Source organism: Candidatus Skiveiella danica, from assembly GCF_022705245.1.
Lineage (GTDB): Bacteria > Pseudomonadota > Gammaproteobacteria > Burkholderiales > Burkholderiaceae_C > Skiveiella > Skiveiella danica.
On record NZ_JAKJEW010000010.1, the window covers coordinates 101524 to 117841 of the forward strand.

At 64.6% G+C, this 16318-nt stretch carries 15 protein-coding genes; 6 read left to right on the forward strand and 9 right to left on the reverse strand.

Annotation, left to right across the window (positions count from 1 at the left end; all coding sequences use genetic code 11):
• Positions 1-14: 14 nt before the first annotated feature.
• Positions 15-293, reverse strand: coding sequence for a hypothetical protein (locus ACMUOY_RS07945; protein ID WP_413892168.1), 279 nt, complete (start codon positions 291-293; stop codon positions 15-17).
• Positions 294-436: 143 nt separating this feature from the next.
• Between ACMUOY_RS07945 and dcd the strand changes: the two genes are divergently transcribed.
• A complete protein-coding gene (gene dcd / locus ACMUOY_RS07950) occupies positions 437-1012 on the forward strand; it encodes a dCTP deaminase (protein WP_413892169.1) in 576 nt (191 codons plus the stop codon).
• Positions 1013-1024: 12 nt separating this feature from the next.
• Here dcd and ACMUOY_RS07955 read toward each other — a convergent pair whose 3' ends face one another.
• A complete protein-coding gene (locus ACMUOY_RS07955) occupies positions 1025-1987 on the reverse strand; it encodes a delta(1)-pyrroline-2-carboxylate reductase family protein (RefSeq protein ID WP_413892170.1) in 963 nt (320 codons plus the stop codon).
• Between the two features lie 32 nt (positions 1988-2019).
• The gene (gene pcp, locus ACMUOY_RS07960; RefSeq protein WP_413892171.1) at positions 2020-2643 is read right to left on the reverse strand and encodes a pyroglutamyl-peptidase I; all 624 of its coding nucleotides are present in this window, start codon (positions 2641-2643) and stop codon (positions 2020-2022) included.
• A 90-nt stretch (positions 2644-2733) separates the two neighbouring features.
• On the opposite strand from pcp, the gene ACMUOY_RS07965 reads away from it, so the two are divergent.
• Positions 2734-3624, forward strand: a complete 891-nt coding sequence (locus ACMUOY_RS07965) for a neutral zinc metallopeptidase (RefSeq protein ID WP_413892172.1) — start codon at positions 2734-2736, stop codon at positions 3622-3624.
• A gap of 140 nt (positions 3625-3764) precedes the next feature.
• Positions 3765-5204 carry a DEAD/DEAH box helicase gene (locus tag ACMUOY_RS07970; RefSeq protein WP_413892173.1) on the forward strand — a complete coding sequence of 480 codons (1440 nt, stop codon included), beginning with the start codon at positions 3765-3767 and terminating at the stop codon, positions 5202-5204.
• A gap of 116 nt (positions 5205-5320) precedes the next feature.
• Here ACMUOY_RS07970 and ACMUOY_RS07975 read toward each other — a convergent pair whose 3' ends face one another.
• Positions 5321-6157, reverse strand: coding sequence for a symmetrical bis(5'-nucleosyl)-tetraphosphatase (locus tag ACMUOY_RS07975; protein WP_413892174.1), 837 nt, complete (start codon positions 6155-6157; stop codon positions 5321-5323).
• A gap of 36 nt (positions 6158-6193) precedes the next feature.
• On the opposite strand from ACMUOY_RS07975, the gene ACMUOY_RS07980 reads away from it, so the two are divergent.
• Positions 6194-7504 carry a hemolysin family protein gene (locus ACMUOY_RS07980; protein WP_413892175.1) on the forward strand — a complete coding sequence of 437 codons (1311 nt, stop codon included), beginning with the start codon at positions 6194-6196 and terminating at the stop codon, positions 7502-7504.
• A gap of 122 nt (positions 7505-7626) precedes the next feature.
• Positions 7627-7917, forward strand: coding sequence for an H-NS family nucleoid-associated regulatory protein (locus ACMUOY_RS07985; protein ID WP_413892176.1), 291 nt, complete (start codon positions 7627-7629; stop codon positions 7915-7917).
• A 384-nt stretch (positions 7918-8301) separates the two neighbouring features.
• Here ACMUOY_RS07985 and ACMUOY_RS07990 read toward each other — a convergent pair whose 3' ends face one another.
• The 5 genes from ACMUOY_RS07990 to ACMUOY_RS08010 form a co-directional block, all read right to left on the reverse strand.
• Complete coding sequence (locus ACMUOY_RS07990) at positions 8302-9561, reverse strand: acyl-CoA dehydrogenase family protein (protein ID WP_413892177.1); 1260 nt, start codon at positions 9559-9561, stop codon at positions 8302-8304.
• A 29-nt stretch (positions 9562-9590) separates the two neighbouring features.
• A complete protein-coding gene (locus ACMUOY_RS07995) occupies positions 9591-10676 on the reverse strand; it encodes a phosphotransferase (protein WP_413892178.1) in 1086 nt (361 codons plus the stop codon).
• A 35-nt stretch (positions 10677-10711) separates the two neighbouring features.
• Positions 10712-11431 (reverse strand): Crp/Fnr family transcriptional regulator, encoded by a 720-nt coding sequence (locus tag ACMUOY_RS08000; RefSeq protein ID WP_413892179.1) that lies wholly within the window; start codon positions 11429-11431, stop codon positions 10712-10714.
• 110 nt (positions 11432-11541) lie between these two features.
• The gene (locus ACMUOY_RS08005) at positions 11542-12321 is read right to left on the reverse strand and encodes an enoyl-CoA hydratase (RefSeq protein WP_413892180.1); all 780 of its coding nucleotides are present in this window, start codon (positions 12319-12321) and stop codon (positions 11542-11544) included.
• 5 nt (positions 12322-12326) lie between these two features.
• A complete protein-coding gene (locus ACMUOY_RS08010; protein ID WP_413892181.1) occupies positions 12327-13850 on the reverse strand; it encodes a 3-hydroxyacyl-CoA dehydrogenase in 1524 nt (507 codons plus the stop codon).
• Between the two features lie 313 nt (positions 13851-14163).
• On the opposite strand from ACMUOY_RS08010, the gene ACMUOY_RS08015 reads away from it, so the two are divergent.
• Entirely contained in the window at positions 14164-16200 is a 2037-nt protein-coding gene (locus ACMUOY_RS08015) for an FAD-dependent oxidoreductase (RefSeq protein ID WP_413892182.1), read from the forward strand.
• Positions 16201-16318: the final 118 nt, after the last annotated feature.

A 16318-nucleotide genomic window follows, 5' to 3' on the forward strand; every position in this document is an offset into this window, starting at 1 on the left:
TATTGAAAGAGTAGCTATTTGTTCAGCTTCTTCTCGCGCAGGTAGCGCGCCAGGCCGCAATAGCCGTCTTTGAAGAGGATGTCGTTCTCCACCTTGGCCGGCAGCAGCTCCTCCTTGAGGTCCGCGGCGGCCTGGTTGCCCTGCGTCTGCCGGATGAAGCCGATCGCCTGCTCGAACTTGGAGACTTCCGTGCGGCAGGGGTCGGGTGCGGGTGGGCCCGCGGGGCTTTGCGCCCAGGTTGGCAGCGCGATGGCGGCCAGCAGTCCGGTCAGGCGCGTGGTGGGTGTCGTCATGGCAAGCCCTTGTTCAGCATGGTGGCAAGCATGGGTCATCAGGATGGCGGTTTCATGAACGTTGGCGGATAGACACTATTGCGCCGCCCGTATGCTGCAAGCCCTGAAGACGTGCCCTCTACAATGACCCGCAGGAGTGAACGATGAGCATCAAAAGCGACAAATGGATCCGGCGCATGGCCGAGCAGCACGGCATGATCGAGCCCTTCGAGCCGGGGCAGATCCGGCAGGACCCCGATGGCCGCAAGATCGTCAGCTACGGCACCAGCAGCTACGGCTACGACATCCGCTGCGCGCCCGAGTTCAAAGTCTTCACCAACATCCACAGCACCGTGGTGGACCCGAAGAACTTCGATGAAAAGAGCTTCGTCGATTTCAACGAGGACGTCTGCATCATCCCGCCCAACAGCTTTGCGCTGGCGCGCACGGTGGAGTATTTCCGCATTCCGCGCAACGTGCTGACCATCTGTCTGGGCAAGAGCACCTATGCGCGCTGCGGCATCATCGTCAACGTGACGCCCTTCGAGCCCGAGTGGGAGGGCTACGTGACGCTGGAGTTCTCCAACACCACGCCGCTGCCCGCGAAGATCTATGCCGGAGAAGGCTGCGCGCAGGTGCTGTTCTTCGAAAGCGACAAGGACGATGTCTGCGAGGTGTCGTACAAGGACCGCGGCGGCAAGTACCAGGGCCAGCGCGGCGTCACGCTGCCCAAGGCCTGAAACAGTCCGCTCTCAGCGACCCTTGGCTGACCCGGCCAAAGTCTGCAGGGCACAGCGGGCGGCGGCCAGGTCCCAGCCGGCCCAGCCGCAGCTCTTGAACAGTACCGGCCCGGCGAGCGTGACGGGGTCGTGAAAAGCGGCATCGATGCGCACCACATCGGCCAGGGATTCAAAGCGGCTCACGTCCAGTCCCGCCTGCAGCAGGTCGCCGGCTTCGTGCAAGGCCTGCGGCGTGTCCACGACCACCCGCCCGGTGTGAGCGACATGTCGGCACAGTGCCGGCGCGAGCTCCACCATCGTCGGTGTAAAGGCGCCGACGGCGGCAATGAAATGCCCGTGGCCGGGCAGGGCGCGCAGGGCCACGCCGCTGGCCGGTGTGCAGGTCACGACCAGCGGGCAGTCTGCCAGCGCGGCGTCGGGGTCGGTCGTGATTTCAGCGCGCAGGCCGCGCGCCTGCGCGTGACGGGCCAGCGCGTCTGCACTGGCCTCGCTGCGCGAGGCAATCACCGCCGCTTTGACGTCCAGGACATCGGCAAACGCATCCAGATGGGCGCGTCCCTGCACGCCGGCGCCCACGATCAGCAAGGGGCCTTCTGGCCGGGGCGCCAGCCGTTGGGCCGCCAGCGCCGAGACGGCCGCCGTACGGCGCGCGGTGACGGTGGGACCGTCCAGCAACAAAGCCCGCGTGCCAGTGGCCACATGGGTGACGATCACGTCGCCCTGGATGGTGGGGCGAGCACTGCCTGTGTTGGCGGGTGTGAACGTGATCAGCTTGGTGATGGCAATGTGGGCATCGTGCGCTGGCATGACGAACAGGCTGCCGCCACCGGGCAAGGGCTGCACCAGCCGCGCGGGCACGTGAACCTGGTCATCGAGCAGCAACTGCACCAACGCCTGGAGCAGCGCGGGCCAGGGCAGGGCGGCGGCGGTCTCGGCAGGTCCGAGTACGCGGGATTCGGGTGGGAGATCGGCCATGGCCCGACTGTAGCGAAGGGGCGTGCGTCCGATCAATGGGTCTGGCCGGCCGCGATGCGCAGGTCCTGCGACGTGGTCAGCGCCACGCGCACGGCCAGCCGCAGGCCGTGGACGATGCCCTCCAGCGGCATCGACGGCGTGCCCTGTTCCGGCAGCCAGGGCACATGGATGAAACCGCCGCGAACCCGGCGCCAGCCGCGCTGCGTGGCGAGGAAGTGCATCAGTCCGTAGAACACCTGGTTGCAGACAAAGGTGCCTGCCGTCTGTGAAACCTCCGCAGCCAGCCCCTGGCGCTGGAGCGCCACCCGCATCGCTTTCACTGGCAGGGTGCTGAAGTACGCTGCAGGGCCGCCGGCCACCACGGGCTCGTCGACGGGCTGGGCCAGGGCGTTGTCGGCGATGCGGGCGTCGATGAGGTTGATGGCCACGCGCTCCAGCGACAGTGCTGCCCGCCCGCCGGCTTGCCCGACACAGACCACCAGTGTGGGGCGGTGCGCCATCATCAACGTTTGCAGGTGTTCCAGCGCGGTGCCGAAGACGGTCGGAATCCGGGCCGAAACGATGCGGTGGCCGGCGATGCGCCGCCCATGCAGAGCCTGAACGGCCAGCCAGCTTGGGTTCAAGGCTTGGCCACCGAACGCATCGAAGCCGGTCATCAGCACACTGGGGGTGCGCGCTCGGATCGGGGGCGGTACGGCTACCATCGGGCAAATGTATCGCAGCGCGGCTGCGTGAGGAGTGCGGGCATGAAATGGGAAGGCAACCGGGAATCGGACAACGTCGAAGACCGCCGCGATGGCGGTGGCGGCGGTGGGGGTGGTGGCCTGGGCGGCCTGGTCGGGGGGCGGGGGATTGGCATCGGAACGATCGTCATCGCCTTGATTGGCGGCTGGGCCTTCGGCATCAATCCGCTGACGATTCTGGGCCTGCTCAGCGGGGGCGGTGCGCCTCCTGCGCAGGTGCAGCAGATGCCGGCGCACAAACCGCCGGCCGATGACCGCATGGCCAAGTTCGTCTCCACGGTTCTGGCGGACACCGAGGACGTGTGGACCGACATCTTTGCCAAGGGCGGCGCGAAATACCAGGATCCGCGTCTCGTGCTGTTTCGCGGCGCCACACCCACCGCCTGCGGCACCGGGCAGGCGGCGATGGGTCCGTTTTACTGCCCGGCGGACCGCAAGGTCTATATCGACCTGGGCTTCTACGAAACGCTGAAGAACAAGCTGGGCGCGCCCGGCGAATTTGCCCAGGCCTACGTGATCGCCCACGAGGTGGGCCATCACGTGCAGAACCTCATGGGCATCAGCGCCAGGATGGAGCAGATGCGCGCCAAGGTCAGCCCGGCGCAGTACAACGCGCTGAGCGTTCGGCTGGAACTGCAGGCCGACTGTTTTGCCGGCGTCTGGGCCAACCATGCGCAGAACGCGCGGCAGATTCTGGAGAACGGTGATATCGAGTCGGCCATGAACGCGGCTGCGCGCATCGGCGACGATGCCCTGCAGAAGCAAAGCCAGGGCTATGTGGTGCCCGAAAGCTTCACGCACGGCACCAGTGCCCAGCGCACCCGCTGGTTCAACAACGGGTTGCAGAACGGCAGCGTCAAGGCCTGCGACACCTTCAGCACGAAGAATCTGTAATAAACGACCCTATCCCAGCGTCGGATAGCCATTTGACGCTATTGAAGGCGTAGCGACGTCCGCGTGGCGCCGGCACTGTCGGACCAGCGCCACGCTTGCGTTTGGCAGGGTTTGCCCTGAGTGAGACAATACTGGGCTAAATGACATCCTCCTTTTCCAATCTTTCGCTGGCCGAACCGCTGGCGCGCGCCGTGGCCGAAATGGGCTACGAGTCCATGACACCGATCCAGGCCGAGGCCATTCCTGTCGTGATGACCGGGCAGGACGTGATGGGGGCCGCCCAGACCGGAACCGGAAAGACCGCCGCCTTCTCGCTGCCCCTGCTACACCGCCTGCTCAAGCACGAAAACAGCTCCACATCGCCCGCGCGCCATCCGGTGCGCGCCCTGGTGCTGCTGCCCACGCGCGAATTGGCCGACCAGGTCGCCCAGCAGGTCAAGCTCTATGCCAAGTACACCAACCTGCGCAGCGCCGTGGTGTTCGGCGGCATGGACATGAAGCCCCAGACGCTGGAGCTCAAGCGCGGCGTCGAGGTGCTGGTGGCCACGCCGGGGCGGCTGCTGGACCACATCGAGGCCAAGAACGCGGTGCTGAACCAGGTGGAGTACGTGGTGCTCGACGAGGCCGACCGCATGCTCGACATCGGTTTCCTGCCCGACCTGCAGCGCATCCTGTCCTACCTGCCCAAGCAGCGCACGACGCTGCTGTTCTCCGCGACCTTCTCGCCCGAGATCAAGCGCCTGGCCAACAGCTACCTGCAGAACCCGGTCACCATCGAGGTGGCGCGGCCGAACGAGACGGCCTCCACCGTGGAGCAGCGCTTCTACAGTGCCAATGACGAGGACAAGCGCCACGCCATCCACCAGGTGCTCAAGACGCGCGGCATCAAGCAGGCCTTCATCTTCGTGAACAGCAAGCTCGGCTGCGCCCGGCTGGCCCGCAGCCTGGAGCGCGAGGGCCTGAAGACCACCGCCCTGCACGGCGACAAGAGCCAGGACGAGCGCCTGAAAGCGCTGAACGCCTTCAAGGCCGGCGAGGTGGACCTGCTCGTGGCCACCGACGTGGCCGCGCGGGGGCTGGACATCAAGGACGTGCCGGCCGTCTTCAATTTCGACGTTCCGTTCAACGCCGAGGACTATGTGCACCGCATCGGCCGCACCGGCCGCGCGGGCGCCTCCGGCTTGGCGGTGACGCTGGTGTCCGGCAGTGACGCGCGCCTGATTGCCGACATCGAGAAGCTGCTGAAGGCCAAGATCGAGGTCGAGGCGCTCGAGTACGACGAAGACCGTCCGCGTGGTCGCATCAACACCGGCCGGCGCGCCTGGGGCGAAGACGACCCGCGCGACGTGCTCGACGCGCCACGCGAAAGCCGTGAACCCCGCGAGCGGCGCGAGCCCCGCGGCTACCGCCCGCCAGCGCCGCCGCGCGATCCGTTCTTCGACAAGCCCTACGAAGCGCCCGCCGCCGACGCGCCCCCGACGTGGGAAACCCCTGGCGGTGCGGCGCCGGTGCGCAGCACGGTATCGGCCAACATCAAGACCAAGCGCAAGGTTGCCGCCTTGTTCAAGACGACCGCCTGAGGCGAGGCCCCGTTCGGGGGTGATTCCAACGGGTCCCTTGCCTTGAAATCTGGAGAAAACAGCCTTTCTCCAGCGTCGGATGGTCGCAGTATGCTACAAAATAAATAGCTTTCCGGTCACTTGCCTTTTCCAGGCTTCAGCATCTGCGGGCATTTCACCTGGATGAGCTCGTGTCGGCCCGCGTCGTCCAGGCGCAGTGCGCTCAAGTGGCCGCCCCAGACGCAGCCGCCGTCCAGCGCATACACATCGTCGCGCCCCAACCAGCCCAGCGTGGACCAGTGCCCGAAGGCCACGGCGACATCGGCCGTGCGCCGACCCGGCACGTCGAACCAGGGCAGGTAACCCTCGGGCCCGCTGTCGGCGCCCTCCTTGAACGCGAACTCCATCACGCCCTGGGGTGAGCAGAAGCGCAGGCGTGTCAGGGCATTGACGACCACGCGCAGCCGGTCGTGGCCCGTCAGCCGCTCATCCCAGGCGGCCGGTTCGTCGCCATACATGTGGTGCATGAAGTCATGGTGGTCGGGGCCGGCCAGCACGGAGGACAGTTCGCCGGCAAGGGCCAGGGTGCGTTCGCAGGTCCACGCGGGCAACACGCCGGCATGCACCATGAGCACGCCGCGCTCATAGATCGCCATGTCGCGCTGGCGCACCCAAGCCACCAGTTCGTCGCGGTCGGGCGCGTCGAGGATGTCGCTGATGGTCTCCTTTTTCTTGTGCTTGCGCGCGCCGGCGGCCACCGCCAGCAGGTGCAGGTCGTGGTTGCCCAGCAGGCAGCGCGCGGAATTGCCATAGCGGATCAGTCGGCGCAGCACGCCGAGCGAATCGGGCCCGCGATTGACCAGGTCGCCGAGCATGAAGATCGTGTCGCGGCTGGGTGAGAATCCGAGCGTGTCGAGAAGGCGGTCGAGGGCGTCATCGCAGCCCTGTACGTCGCCGATACAGTAAAGTGCCATGGTGTTGATTTTCCACCGGCCACGGGCCGGTCATTCATGGATTTCCTGCTGATTGCGTTCCTGACCCTGCTCAACGGGCTGTTCGCCATGTCGGAACTGGCGCTGGCCTCAAGCCGCAAGGCCCGTCTGGCGGCCATGTCCGAGTCCGGCGACAAGGGGGCAACGGCGGCGCTCAAGCTGCTGGAGAACCCGACCCAGTTCCTGTCCAGCGTGCAGGTCGGGATCACGTCGATCGGCATGCTCAACGGCATCGTGGGCGAGGCGGCTTTCAGCGACGATCTGGCGCACTGGCTGCACGGCCTGGGCCTGGCCGATCGCGCCGCCGGCATCGTGGCAACCGCCACGGTCGTCACCTTTATCACCTTCATCACGATCATTTTTGGCGAACTGGTGCCCAAGCGCATCGGGCAGCTGTATCCGGAAACGGTGTCGCGCTGGGTCGCTCGGCCGATGCGGGGCATGGCAACGGCGGCCAAGCCGTTTGTGCATTTGTTGTCGATGACCACGCACGGTGTGCTCAAGCTGTTGCGTATCGACACCTCACGAACCCGGCCGGTGACCGAGGAAGAGATCAACGCCAGCCTGGAGGAAGGCGTCGATGCGGGGCTGATCGAAGAACATGAGCACCAGATGGTTCGCAACGTGTTTCATCTGGACGATCGGCTGCTGACCTCCCTTATGGTGCCGCGTGTGGACATCGACTGGCTCGACGCCGGCAGCACCGTGGCGCAAAGCCTGGACCAGGCCGGTCGCGGCGGCGAACACGGTACCCATTCGTGGTACCCGGTCTGCCGCGGGGGCCTCGAGGAGGTGGTCGGTCTGATCAGCGTGGCGCAGCTGCTGCGGCTGGGGCGGGAACACCCCGGACCGATCGAGGACCATGTCGTGCCGGCCACCTTCGTGCCAGAGACGCTCACGGGCATGTCCTTGCTCGAACAGTTGCGCGAGCGCTCGGGCCGCATGGTGTTCGTGGTGGACGAATATGGCGTGGTGCAGGGCTTGGTGACGCCGCGCGATCTGCTGGAGGCGATCACCGGGGAATTGCAGCCCGGCACCCAGCTAGATGCCTGGGCCACGCCGCGGGATGATGGCTCCTGGTTGCTGGACGGACTGATGCCGATCAATGAACTCAAGGCACGGCTGGATATTCGCGAATTGCCGGACGAGGAAAAGGGGCGTTTCAACACGCTTGCGGGTTTGCTGATGTCGGTATCCGGCCGTCTGCCTGCCGTGGGCGAACGAATCTCCTGTGCCCAGTGGATTTTCGAGGTGGTTGATCTGGATGGAAAGCGCATTGACAAGGTGTTGGCTCAACCGCAGATGCCGTCGGGCCTGTCGGTTGATTGAACGGTCGACCGGCCACTCCTGCTGCAATATGGATGTGTGGGTTTGGAATCTATTCGGATGGCAAGCGCCATAATCCGGCCCTATAATCCGGTTTCCGATTAATTCCAGTTCATGGAGCGAATATGTCCACCTATAAAGAACTTCTGCAGCAGCGTGAAGCGCTCGAGAGCAAAATCGCCGAAGCGCGGCAACGTGAAATCAGCCAGGCCGTGAGCCAGGCTCGCGCGTTGGTGGCCGAGTTCGGCCTGACGGCTCAGGACGTGTTTCCCACTGGCAAGGCCCGCGCTGCGACGTCCGGCAGCAAGGTGGCCGCCAAATACCGTGATCCCGCAACGGGCAAAACCTGGACCGGCCGTGGCAAGGCGCCAAAATGGATCGATGGTCAGGACCGGACCAAGTTTCTCATTGGCTGATCAGACGTCAGTTTTTCCGCGGTACGGATCCCGGTTATCCGGGTGCCGTGCCGATGAACCCCCGTTCTGCCTATAGGAATGGGGGTTTTTTTCAGGCTCGTTTTCTGGCGTTTCCGGTTTCAAGGCCATGCTTTTGCCCACCGAGGTTGAATGCAACGATTCAACCGTCGCATGTTTCCCCTCTGGTTTAGCCCCGCTGGTCCATGGAATATTCGGATATCTCCAAATAATCGCAATGGACAGTGTTCAGAACTCCGAGGTATGTCCGGATGGTTTGAAGGCCGGGAGCCTGAGACAACGCCATGAAACAGCAAGACTTTGTCCCGAACGCAGGTTGCTCCGGCCGTCGAGCGTTGACCCATGCGATCAACTGGGAACGCCACATCAACTACCACGGGTGATGGGCATCTCGACGTCGCGGTGCAACAGCATGTGCTTTGAGAATTCGAGCTTGGCCAGCGACGCCCGGTGCACCTCGTCCGGGCCGTCCGCCAGGCGCAGCGTGCGCTGGTGCGCATAGGCATAGGCAAGCGGGAAGTCGTCCGACACGCCGCCACCGCCGTGGGCCTGGATGGCCCAGTCGACGATCTGGCAGGCCATGTTCGGGGCGACGATCTTGATCATGGCAATTTCAGCCTTTGCCACTTTGTTGCCCACGGTGTCCATCATGTAGGCGGCCTTGAGCGTCAGCAGGCGGGCCTGCTCGATCATGCAGCGGGCCTCGGCCACCCGTTCCTGCCAGACGGATTGGCGAGCGATTTCCCGGCCGAAAGCGACCCGCGTATTGAGGCGTTTGCACATCAGCTCGAGCGCACGCTCGGCGCAGCCGATGGAGCGCATGCAGTGGTGGATACGGCCCGGACCGAGGCGCCCTTGGGCGATTTCGAATCCGCGCCCTTCGCCCAGCAGCAGATTCGTGACGGGAACCCGCACGTTCTCCAGCAGCACTTCCATGTGGCCGTGGGGCGCGTCGTCCCAGCCGAAGACGGTGAGGGGGCGAACCACCGTGATGCCCTTGGCGCTGGACGGCACGACGATCATGGATTGTTGTTCGTGGCGGCCTGCGTCGGGATTGGTCTTGCCCATGACGATATAGACCGCGCAACGCGGGTCGCCCGCGCCGGACGACCACCACTTGCGGCCGTTGATCACGTATTCGTTGCCATCGCGTTCGATCCGGCAGCGGATATTGGTGGCATCCGACGAAGCCACTTCCGGCTCGGTCATCAGGAAAGCCGAGCGGAATTCACCCTTGAGCAGCGGCTCGAGCCACTGGTCTTTCAGCGATTCGCTCGCATAGCGCTCCAGTGTTTCCATGTTCCCGGTATCGGGAGCCGAGCAGTTGAAGACTTCGGCGGCAAACGGCACACGTCCCATGATTTCGCACAGGGGCGCGTATTCCAGATTGGACAGACCTTCAGGGGCTCGCGGCGATTTTGGTAGGAAGAGATTCCAGAGGCCGGCGGCGCGTGCCTTGGGTTTCAGCTCCTCGATGAGGGTGGTCGGCACCCATGGATTGCCCTTCGCACGGTTTTCTGCGATCTCGCGGAAGAAGCGTGCTTCGTTAGGGTAAATGTATTCGTCCATGAACTTCAGCAGGCGGGCCTGCATGTCCTTGACTTTGGGGCTGTAGTCGAACTCCATCGCGATCTCCTGTGGCGGATAAAAAAGTGTCAGGCTCTCTGGGCAAACTTCCACGCCAGTTCGGCCATGGGCCGCGCGCCCTCGCCGGACTTGATGGCCTGGGCGCTGGAAGCGGTTCCGGCCTCCACGCGCTTCGCGATGCCTTGAAGAATGGCGGCAATGCGGAACATGTTGTAGGCCAGATAGAAGTTCCAGTCGGCCTTCAAGGCTTCGGGTGTGGTGAACCCCGTGCGATCGCAGTACAAGCGGATGTACTCGTCCTCGGTGGGGATGCCCAGGGCGGCGACGTCGAGCCCGCCGAGGCCTCGAAAGGCGCCCGGCGGAATATGCCAGGCCATGCAGTGATAGCTGAAATCTGCCAGGGGGTGCCCGAGCGTCGACAGCTCCCAATCCAGAACCGCCAGCACGCGTGGCTCGGTCGGGTGAAACATCAGGTTGTCCAGGCGGTAGTCGCCGTGCACGATGCTGACCAGGCTTTCGTCGCGCGCCTTTTCGGGGATGTGTGCCGGCAGCCACGCGATGAGCTGGTCCATCTCGGCAATGGGCTTGGTGATGGAGGCCATGTATTGCTTGCTCCAGCGGCCGATCTGCCGCTCGAAGTAGTTGCCGGGCTTGCCGTAGCCGGCAAGACCCTGCTCAGCGAAGTTCACTGTATGCAAGGCTGCTATGACGCGGTTCATCTCGTCGTAGATGGCATGGCGTTCGTCATTGCTCATGCCGGGAAGGGACTGGTCCCAAAGCACCCGACCTTGCACGAATTCCATGACGTAGAAGGCCCTTCCGATGACCGATTCATCTTCGCAGAGGACGTGCATGCGGGCCACGGGCACACCGGTCCCATGAAGGCCCTTCATGACCGCGAATTCACGCTCGACCGCATGGGCTGACGGAAGCAGCTTGGCGACCGGGCCGGGCTTGGCGCGCATGACGTAGCTTTGAGCAGGGGTGACGAGCTTGTAGGTCGGGTTGGACTGCCCTCCCTTGAAGATCTCGACCGTCAATGGTCCCGCAAAACCCGGCAGATTGTTTTCAAGCCAGGTGCTCAGGCGTCCGACGTCAAACGCATGGGCGCCGGTGACAGGCCGGGTACCAACAAAGTGAGAAAAATCGTTCATGGTCGCGCGATTGAAGGTAGGTGGACTTCTGACTGTCAGTTGTCGGATTCAACGATGCGCATCAAGGCTTCGCGATCCCGCACGACCAGGCCACCCGGCTCGATGCGGATGGCGTTTTCCCGTTCCATCGCCTTGAGCTCCTGATTGACCCGCTGGCGCGAAGCGCCCAGCAATTGCGCCAGCTCTTCCTGTGCCAGTTGAAGGCTGATCCGCACCTCGCGCCCATCCGACAGGCAGGGCACGCCGTAGCTTCGGACCAGGTGCAGCAATTGCTTGGCCAGCCGCGCCCGCAACGGCAATGTGTTGAGGTCTTCCACCAGGCCGTAGAGCTGCCGGATCCGGCGCGACTGCAGCCTTACGAGGGCTTCGTACAACTCGACATGCAACGCCAGGATCTTCTGGAAATCGGTACGGGCCACGCACAACAGCGTCGTCTCGCCATGGGCATAGGCATCGTGCGTTCGCCGGTCCCCGTCGAAGATGGCCACATCGCCGAACCAGATGCCCGGCTCGACATAGGTCAAGGTGATCTGCTTGCCGGAAATCGACGTCGAGCTGACGCGAACCGCGCCTCGCGCGCAGGCCGACCACTCCACGGGCGGATCGCCGCGCGCCACAATAAGCTCGCCGTCCTTGTAGCGTTTGACGTAGGCGCATCGGAGGATGTCGTGTCGCAGTGAGGGTGAGAGGGAGGAGAACCAGCGACCGGTGTTGATCGCCTCGCGTTCCTCGATAGTAAGAATGGGGTCGTCCATGGCCTGTCTTTTGCGTGACTGAAATCTGGCTGATTGTCGCGTCAGGGACGCGCTGTGGGCCTCAGGGTTGTCACCTGAGTGTCCTGGGTGAGGCGGCGCGGGGTGCGCAACTACTCGAAGCGGGGCGTCTTCTTTTCTAGAAAGGCCGAAATGCCGATGCCCGCATTGGCATGGTGCAGGTTGCGCACGAATTGTTCTCGCTCCGCTGCGAGCTGCTGCGAAAGGCTCGCGCCGCCGGCCTCGTTGACCAGCTCCTTGATGCTCGCCAACGCGTTTGGCGCCCGCTCGTTGAGCTTCCCAGCCAGTTCAAGTGCCGCTTGCAGGGCATGACCCGGGTCGGTGATCCGATTGACGAGGCCCAACTGATGCAGGCGCTCGGCGCCGATGCGCTCGCCGCACATCAGCAACTCGTTGACCAGGGGCCGCGGCAGGGCTTTGGACAGGCTCCAGCTGCCACCGCCGTCGGGCGACAGGGCGATATTGCTGTAGGCCATGACGAACACGGCATTGGTTGCCGCGATGATGAAGTCGCAGGCGAGAGCAAGGGAAAAGCCGGCCCCCGCCGCTGGCCCTTCGACGGCTGCGATCACGGGTTTGGGAAAGGTGCGGATCGCCTCGATCCAGTTGTGCAGACCTTCGATGCTGCGGGCCTGAATCTCGGGGGGCTGTTGCCGGTTGGCCTGCAGGCGCTGCAGGTTGCCACCGGCGCTGAATACCGCGCCTTCGCCCGCAATCACCACGCTGCGCACCTCGGCGCTGGATTCCGCCGCATTCAGCGCCTCGACGCCTGCGGCATAGATCTCCGGCCCCAGCGCGTTGCGGTGCTCGGGATTGCTGATGGTCAACACCATCGTCAAGCCTTCGCTTGTGCTTTGCAGTTCTGCGGCCATGGCCTCTATTCCTCGGTGTGCAGCAGGCTCAGGCCGATCGCACCACGGCGGCGCAGCCAGGGGCTTGGGCGGTAGCGAGGATCCCCGTAGACGGTCTGCATGTTGAAAAGCACTTCCAGAATGTTGGTCGGGCCGTACCGGTCCCCCATCGCCAGGGGACCCAGCGGATAACCCAGCCCAAGCGTGACAGCGGTCTCCAGATCCTGCGGGCTGCAGATCCGCTGCTGACAGATATCGGTTGCGATATTGACGATGGTGGACACCACACGCTGGGTCACAAAGCCACCGCTGTCCCGAATCACGCTGACCGCCTTGCCGTCGCGCGCGAACAAGGCATGTGCCGCATCGCGCATGTCGACACGCGTGGCGGGATTGGTGGCCAGCACACGTCGCTTGGTCGCCGCATCATCGATCAGAAGGTCAATTCCCACGGTACGCGCGGGATCGAGGCGCTCCACCACAGCGACAGTGGTCACGTCGAAGCCCAGCGGCGCCACCACGGTCAAGGCCGCCGGAGAAGGCGACGAACCGGTTTCGATGCGGGCGTCAAGGTCCTTCAGCAGTTGCAGCAACTCGGCGCGCCGGGATGCGCGGGGTGAAACCCACACCGGCGGCATCTCGGCGATCAGCGGAGCGGCAGGCTCCGGCGCCACTTGGGGCACCCCATTTTCATACCGATAAAACCCCTCGCCAACCTTCTTCCCGACGACGCCGCCGGCCAGTCGCTGCGCCGTGATCACACTGGGGCGATAGCGCGGTTCTTCGTAGTACTGGTGATAGATCGACTCCATGACCGGGTGCGACACGTCCAGCGCCGTCAGATCCATCAGCTCAAAGGGGCCGAGCCTGAACCCGGCCTGATCCTTCAGGATCCGGTCGATCGTTGCGAAATCAGCGACGCCCTCGCTGACGATGCGCAGCGCCTCGGTCCCATAGCCGCGTCCGGCATGGTTGACGATGAACCCGGGTGTGTCCTGGGCTTGCACGGGTGTGTGACCCATCTGGCGGGCGAAGCGGGTGAGTGCGTCGCAGACAGACGGATCGGTTTTCAGCCCGGCGATCACCTCGACAACTTTCATCAAGGGCACCGGGTTGAAGAAATGGAATCCGGCAAATCGCTGTGGATACTTAAGATCAGCAGCAATGGCGGTCACGGAAAGGGAGGATGTATTGGTTGCCAGGACGGCCTGCGAACCGACGATCGCCTCCAGCTCGGCGAAGAGGCCCTTTTTGATATCGATCCGTTCAACAATCGCTTCCACGACCAGGCTGCAATCCGATAGTTCAGACAGGGCATTGGCGCCGATCAGGCGGGACTTGTTTTCCGCAAGTGCCTCCATGGTCATTCGGCCTTTTTCCTGCAACCGGCTCCATTGGCCGGAAATGGCCTGGACCGCTTCGACCACGGCCTCTGAGCGGGTATCGAACAATTTGACGACGCTTCCCGCCTGGGCCGCGATCTGGGCGATGCCGCGGCCCATGGCGCCTGCGCCAATGATGCCGACGACCGGAAAGGTGACTTGTTGCATGACGGGATTATGGTGCTTGTCGGGAACGGCTGGACCAAGTCAGGGGCACGAGACCTGCTGAAACCAATGCAGTCGCGGATTTTTGCTCCACTCTATTCCCAACGCCGCCAGAACCCTGCCGATTGGCGGGCACCGCTCTCGCTCAACGCCTGAATAAGGAGTGATTTTCCCCTTCACGGAGCCTGCGGTGTCTCGAAATACCCGTCAGAAACGCACCTCGTCGCTCAATCACCGACATGTCCTCCACCGTTGAAATCGTCGCAGCCCATAATGGGTCGGGTCGCCGTCCTCTTTCCCAAGGAGCCCTCCCGCCATGCCCACCCCCACCCGCTACCCCCACCTCTTCTCCCCCCTCGACCTCGGCTTCACTCGCCTGAAGAACCGGGTGCTGATGGGCTCGATGCACACGGGGCTGGAGGAGGCGGAGGACGGCTTTCCGCGCATGGCGGCCTACTATGCGGAGCGGGTGCGCGGCGGGGTGGGGATGATCATCACCGGGGGCATTCCGCCCAACGAGGAGGGCGGCTTTGGCGCCAAGCTGTCCACGCCCGAAGTGGCCGATCAGCACCGGCTGATCACCGGCGCGGTCCACGCGGCCGATGCGGACGTGAAGATCTGCATGCAGATCCTGCACATGGGCGCGCTGGCGCCCAATCCGGCGTGCGTGGCGCCCTCGGCCGTCAAGTCGCGCATCGCGCCCTTCACGCCGCAGGCGCTGGACGAGGCCGGCATCGAAAAGCAGCTGGCCGACTTTGCCCACTGCGCCGCGCTCGCCCGCGAGGCGGGGTATGACGGGGTGGAGATCATCGGCTCGGCGGGCTATCTGCTGTCCACTTTTCTGGTGCAGAAGACCAACCAGCGCGCCGATGCCTGGGGTGGCCCGTTCGAGAGCCGCATGCGTTTCCCGGTGGAGGTGGTGCGCCGGGTGCGCGCGGCCGTGGGGCCGGATTTCATCCTGATCTTCCGGATTTCCGCGATGGACATGCTCGAAGGCGGGCTGGCCTGGGACGAGATCGTGTCGCTGGCGCGCGCGGTGGAAGCCGCCGGCGCCAGCATCCTGAGCACGCACTTCTGCTGGCACGAGGCCCCCGTGCCCACCATCGCCACCATGGTGCCGCGCGCGGCGTTTGCGTCGGTCACCGGGCGGCTGCGCCAGGTGGTGAGCGTGCCACTGATCACCAGCAACCGCATCAACATGCCCGAGGTAGCCGAATCCGTGCTGGCGCGCGGCGATGCGGACCTGGTGTCGATGGCGCGGCCCATGCTGGCCGACCCCGAATGGGTGAACAAGGCGCGCGAAGGTCGCGAGGATGAGATCAACACCTGCATCGCCTGCAACCAGGCCTGCCTGGACCACACCTTTGGCGGCTACAAGCAAGTGAGCTGCCTGGTGAACCCGCGCGCCTGCAACGAGACACTGCTGAACTACGGGTCGACCCCGGCGCGCAAGCGGCTGGCCGTGGTGGGCGCCGGCCCGGCCGGCCTGGCCTATGCGACGGTGGCGGCGCAGCGCGGGCACGCGGTAACGCTGTTCGACAGCGCGGCTGAGATCGGCGGGCAGTTCAACCTGGCCAAGCGCATCCCCGGCAAGGAAGAGTTTTTCGAGACGCTGCGCTACTACCGCCGGATGATCGACGTGCACGGCATCGAGCTGCGCCTCGGCACTCGGGTGGACGCAGCGGCGCTGCAGGCCGGCGGCTTTGACGAGGTGATCGTGGCCACCGGTATTGCGCCGCGCCGGCCCGATATCGAGGGGATCGGGCACCCCAAGGTGGTGAGCTACATCGACGTGATCCTGGGTCGCCAGCCGGTGGGCCAGCGCGTGGCGATCATGGGGGCGGGCGGCATAGGCTTCGACGTGGCGGAACTCATCACGCACGCCGGGCCGTCGGGCGCGACCGACATCGACGTGTTTGCGCGCGAGTGGGGCATCGACTTTGCCAACCACCCGCGCGGCGGCGTGACCGGCGTGCTGCCGCAGGTGGCCTCCAGCGGGCGCAGCGTGACGCTGCTGCAGCGCAAGCTAGAGCCGGTCGGCAAGACCCTGGGCCGCACCACCGGCTGGACGCACCGCGCCACGCTGGCGCGCCGGGGTGTGCGCATGGTCAATGGCGTGGAATACCTGAAGGTGGACGACGCCGGGCTGCACGTGCGCGTGTTTGGTGAGCCGCAGCTGCTGGAAGTGGACACGTTGATCGTCTGCGCCGGCCAGTTGCCGCTGCGCACGCTCTACGACGACTTGGTTGCCGCCGGTGTGAAGGCCACGCTGGTGGGCGGCGCCTTCGAGGCGTCGGAGCTGGACGCCAAGCGCGCCATCGACCAGGCCAGCCGGCTGGCGGCGGTGGTGTGAAAAGGGCGAATCCGGAGATATTTCAAGCTTTTTTGGCGCTATCCCATGGCCCCCTCAAATTCCAAGTGCAACACCCCATTTCAGAACTGGAGGTTCAGCATGAAGGAAGATCGGAAAT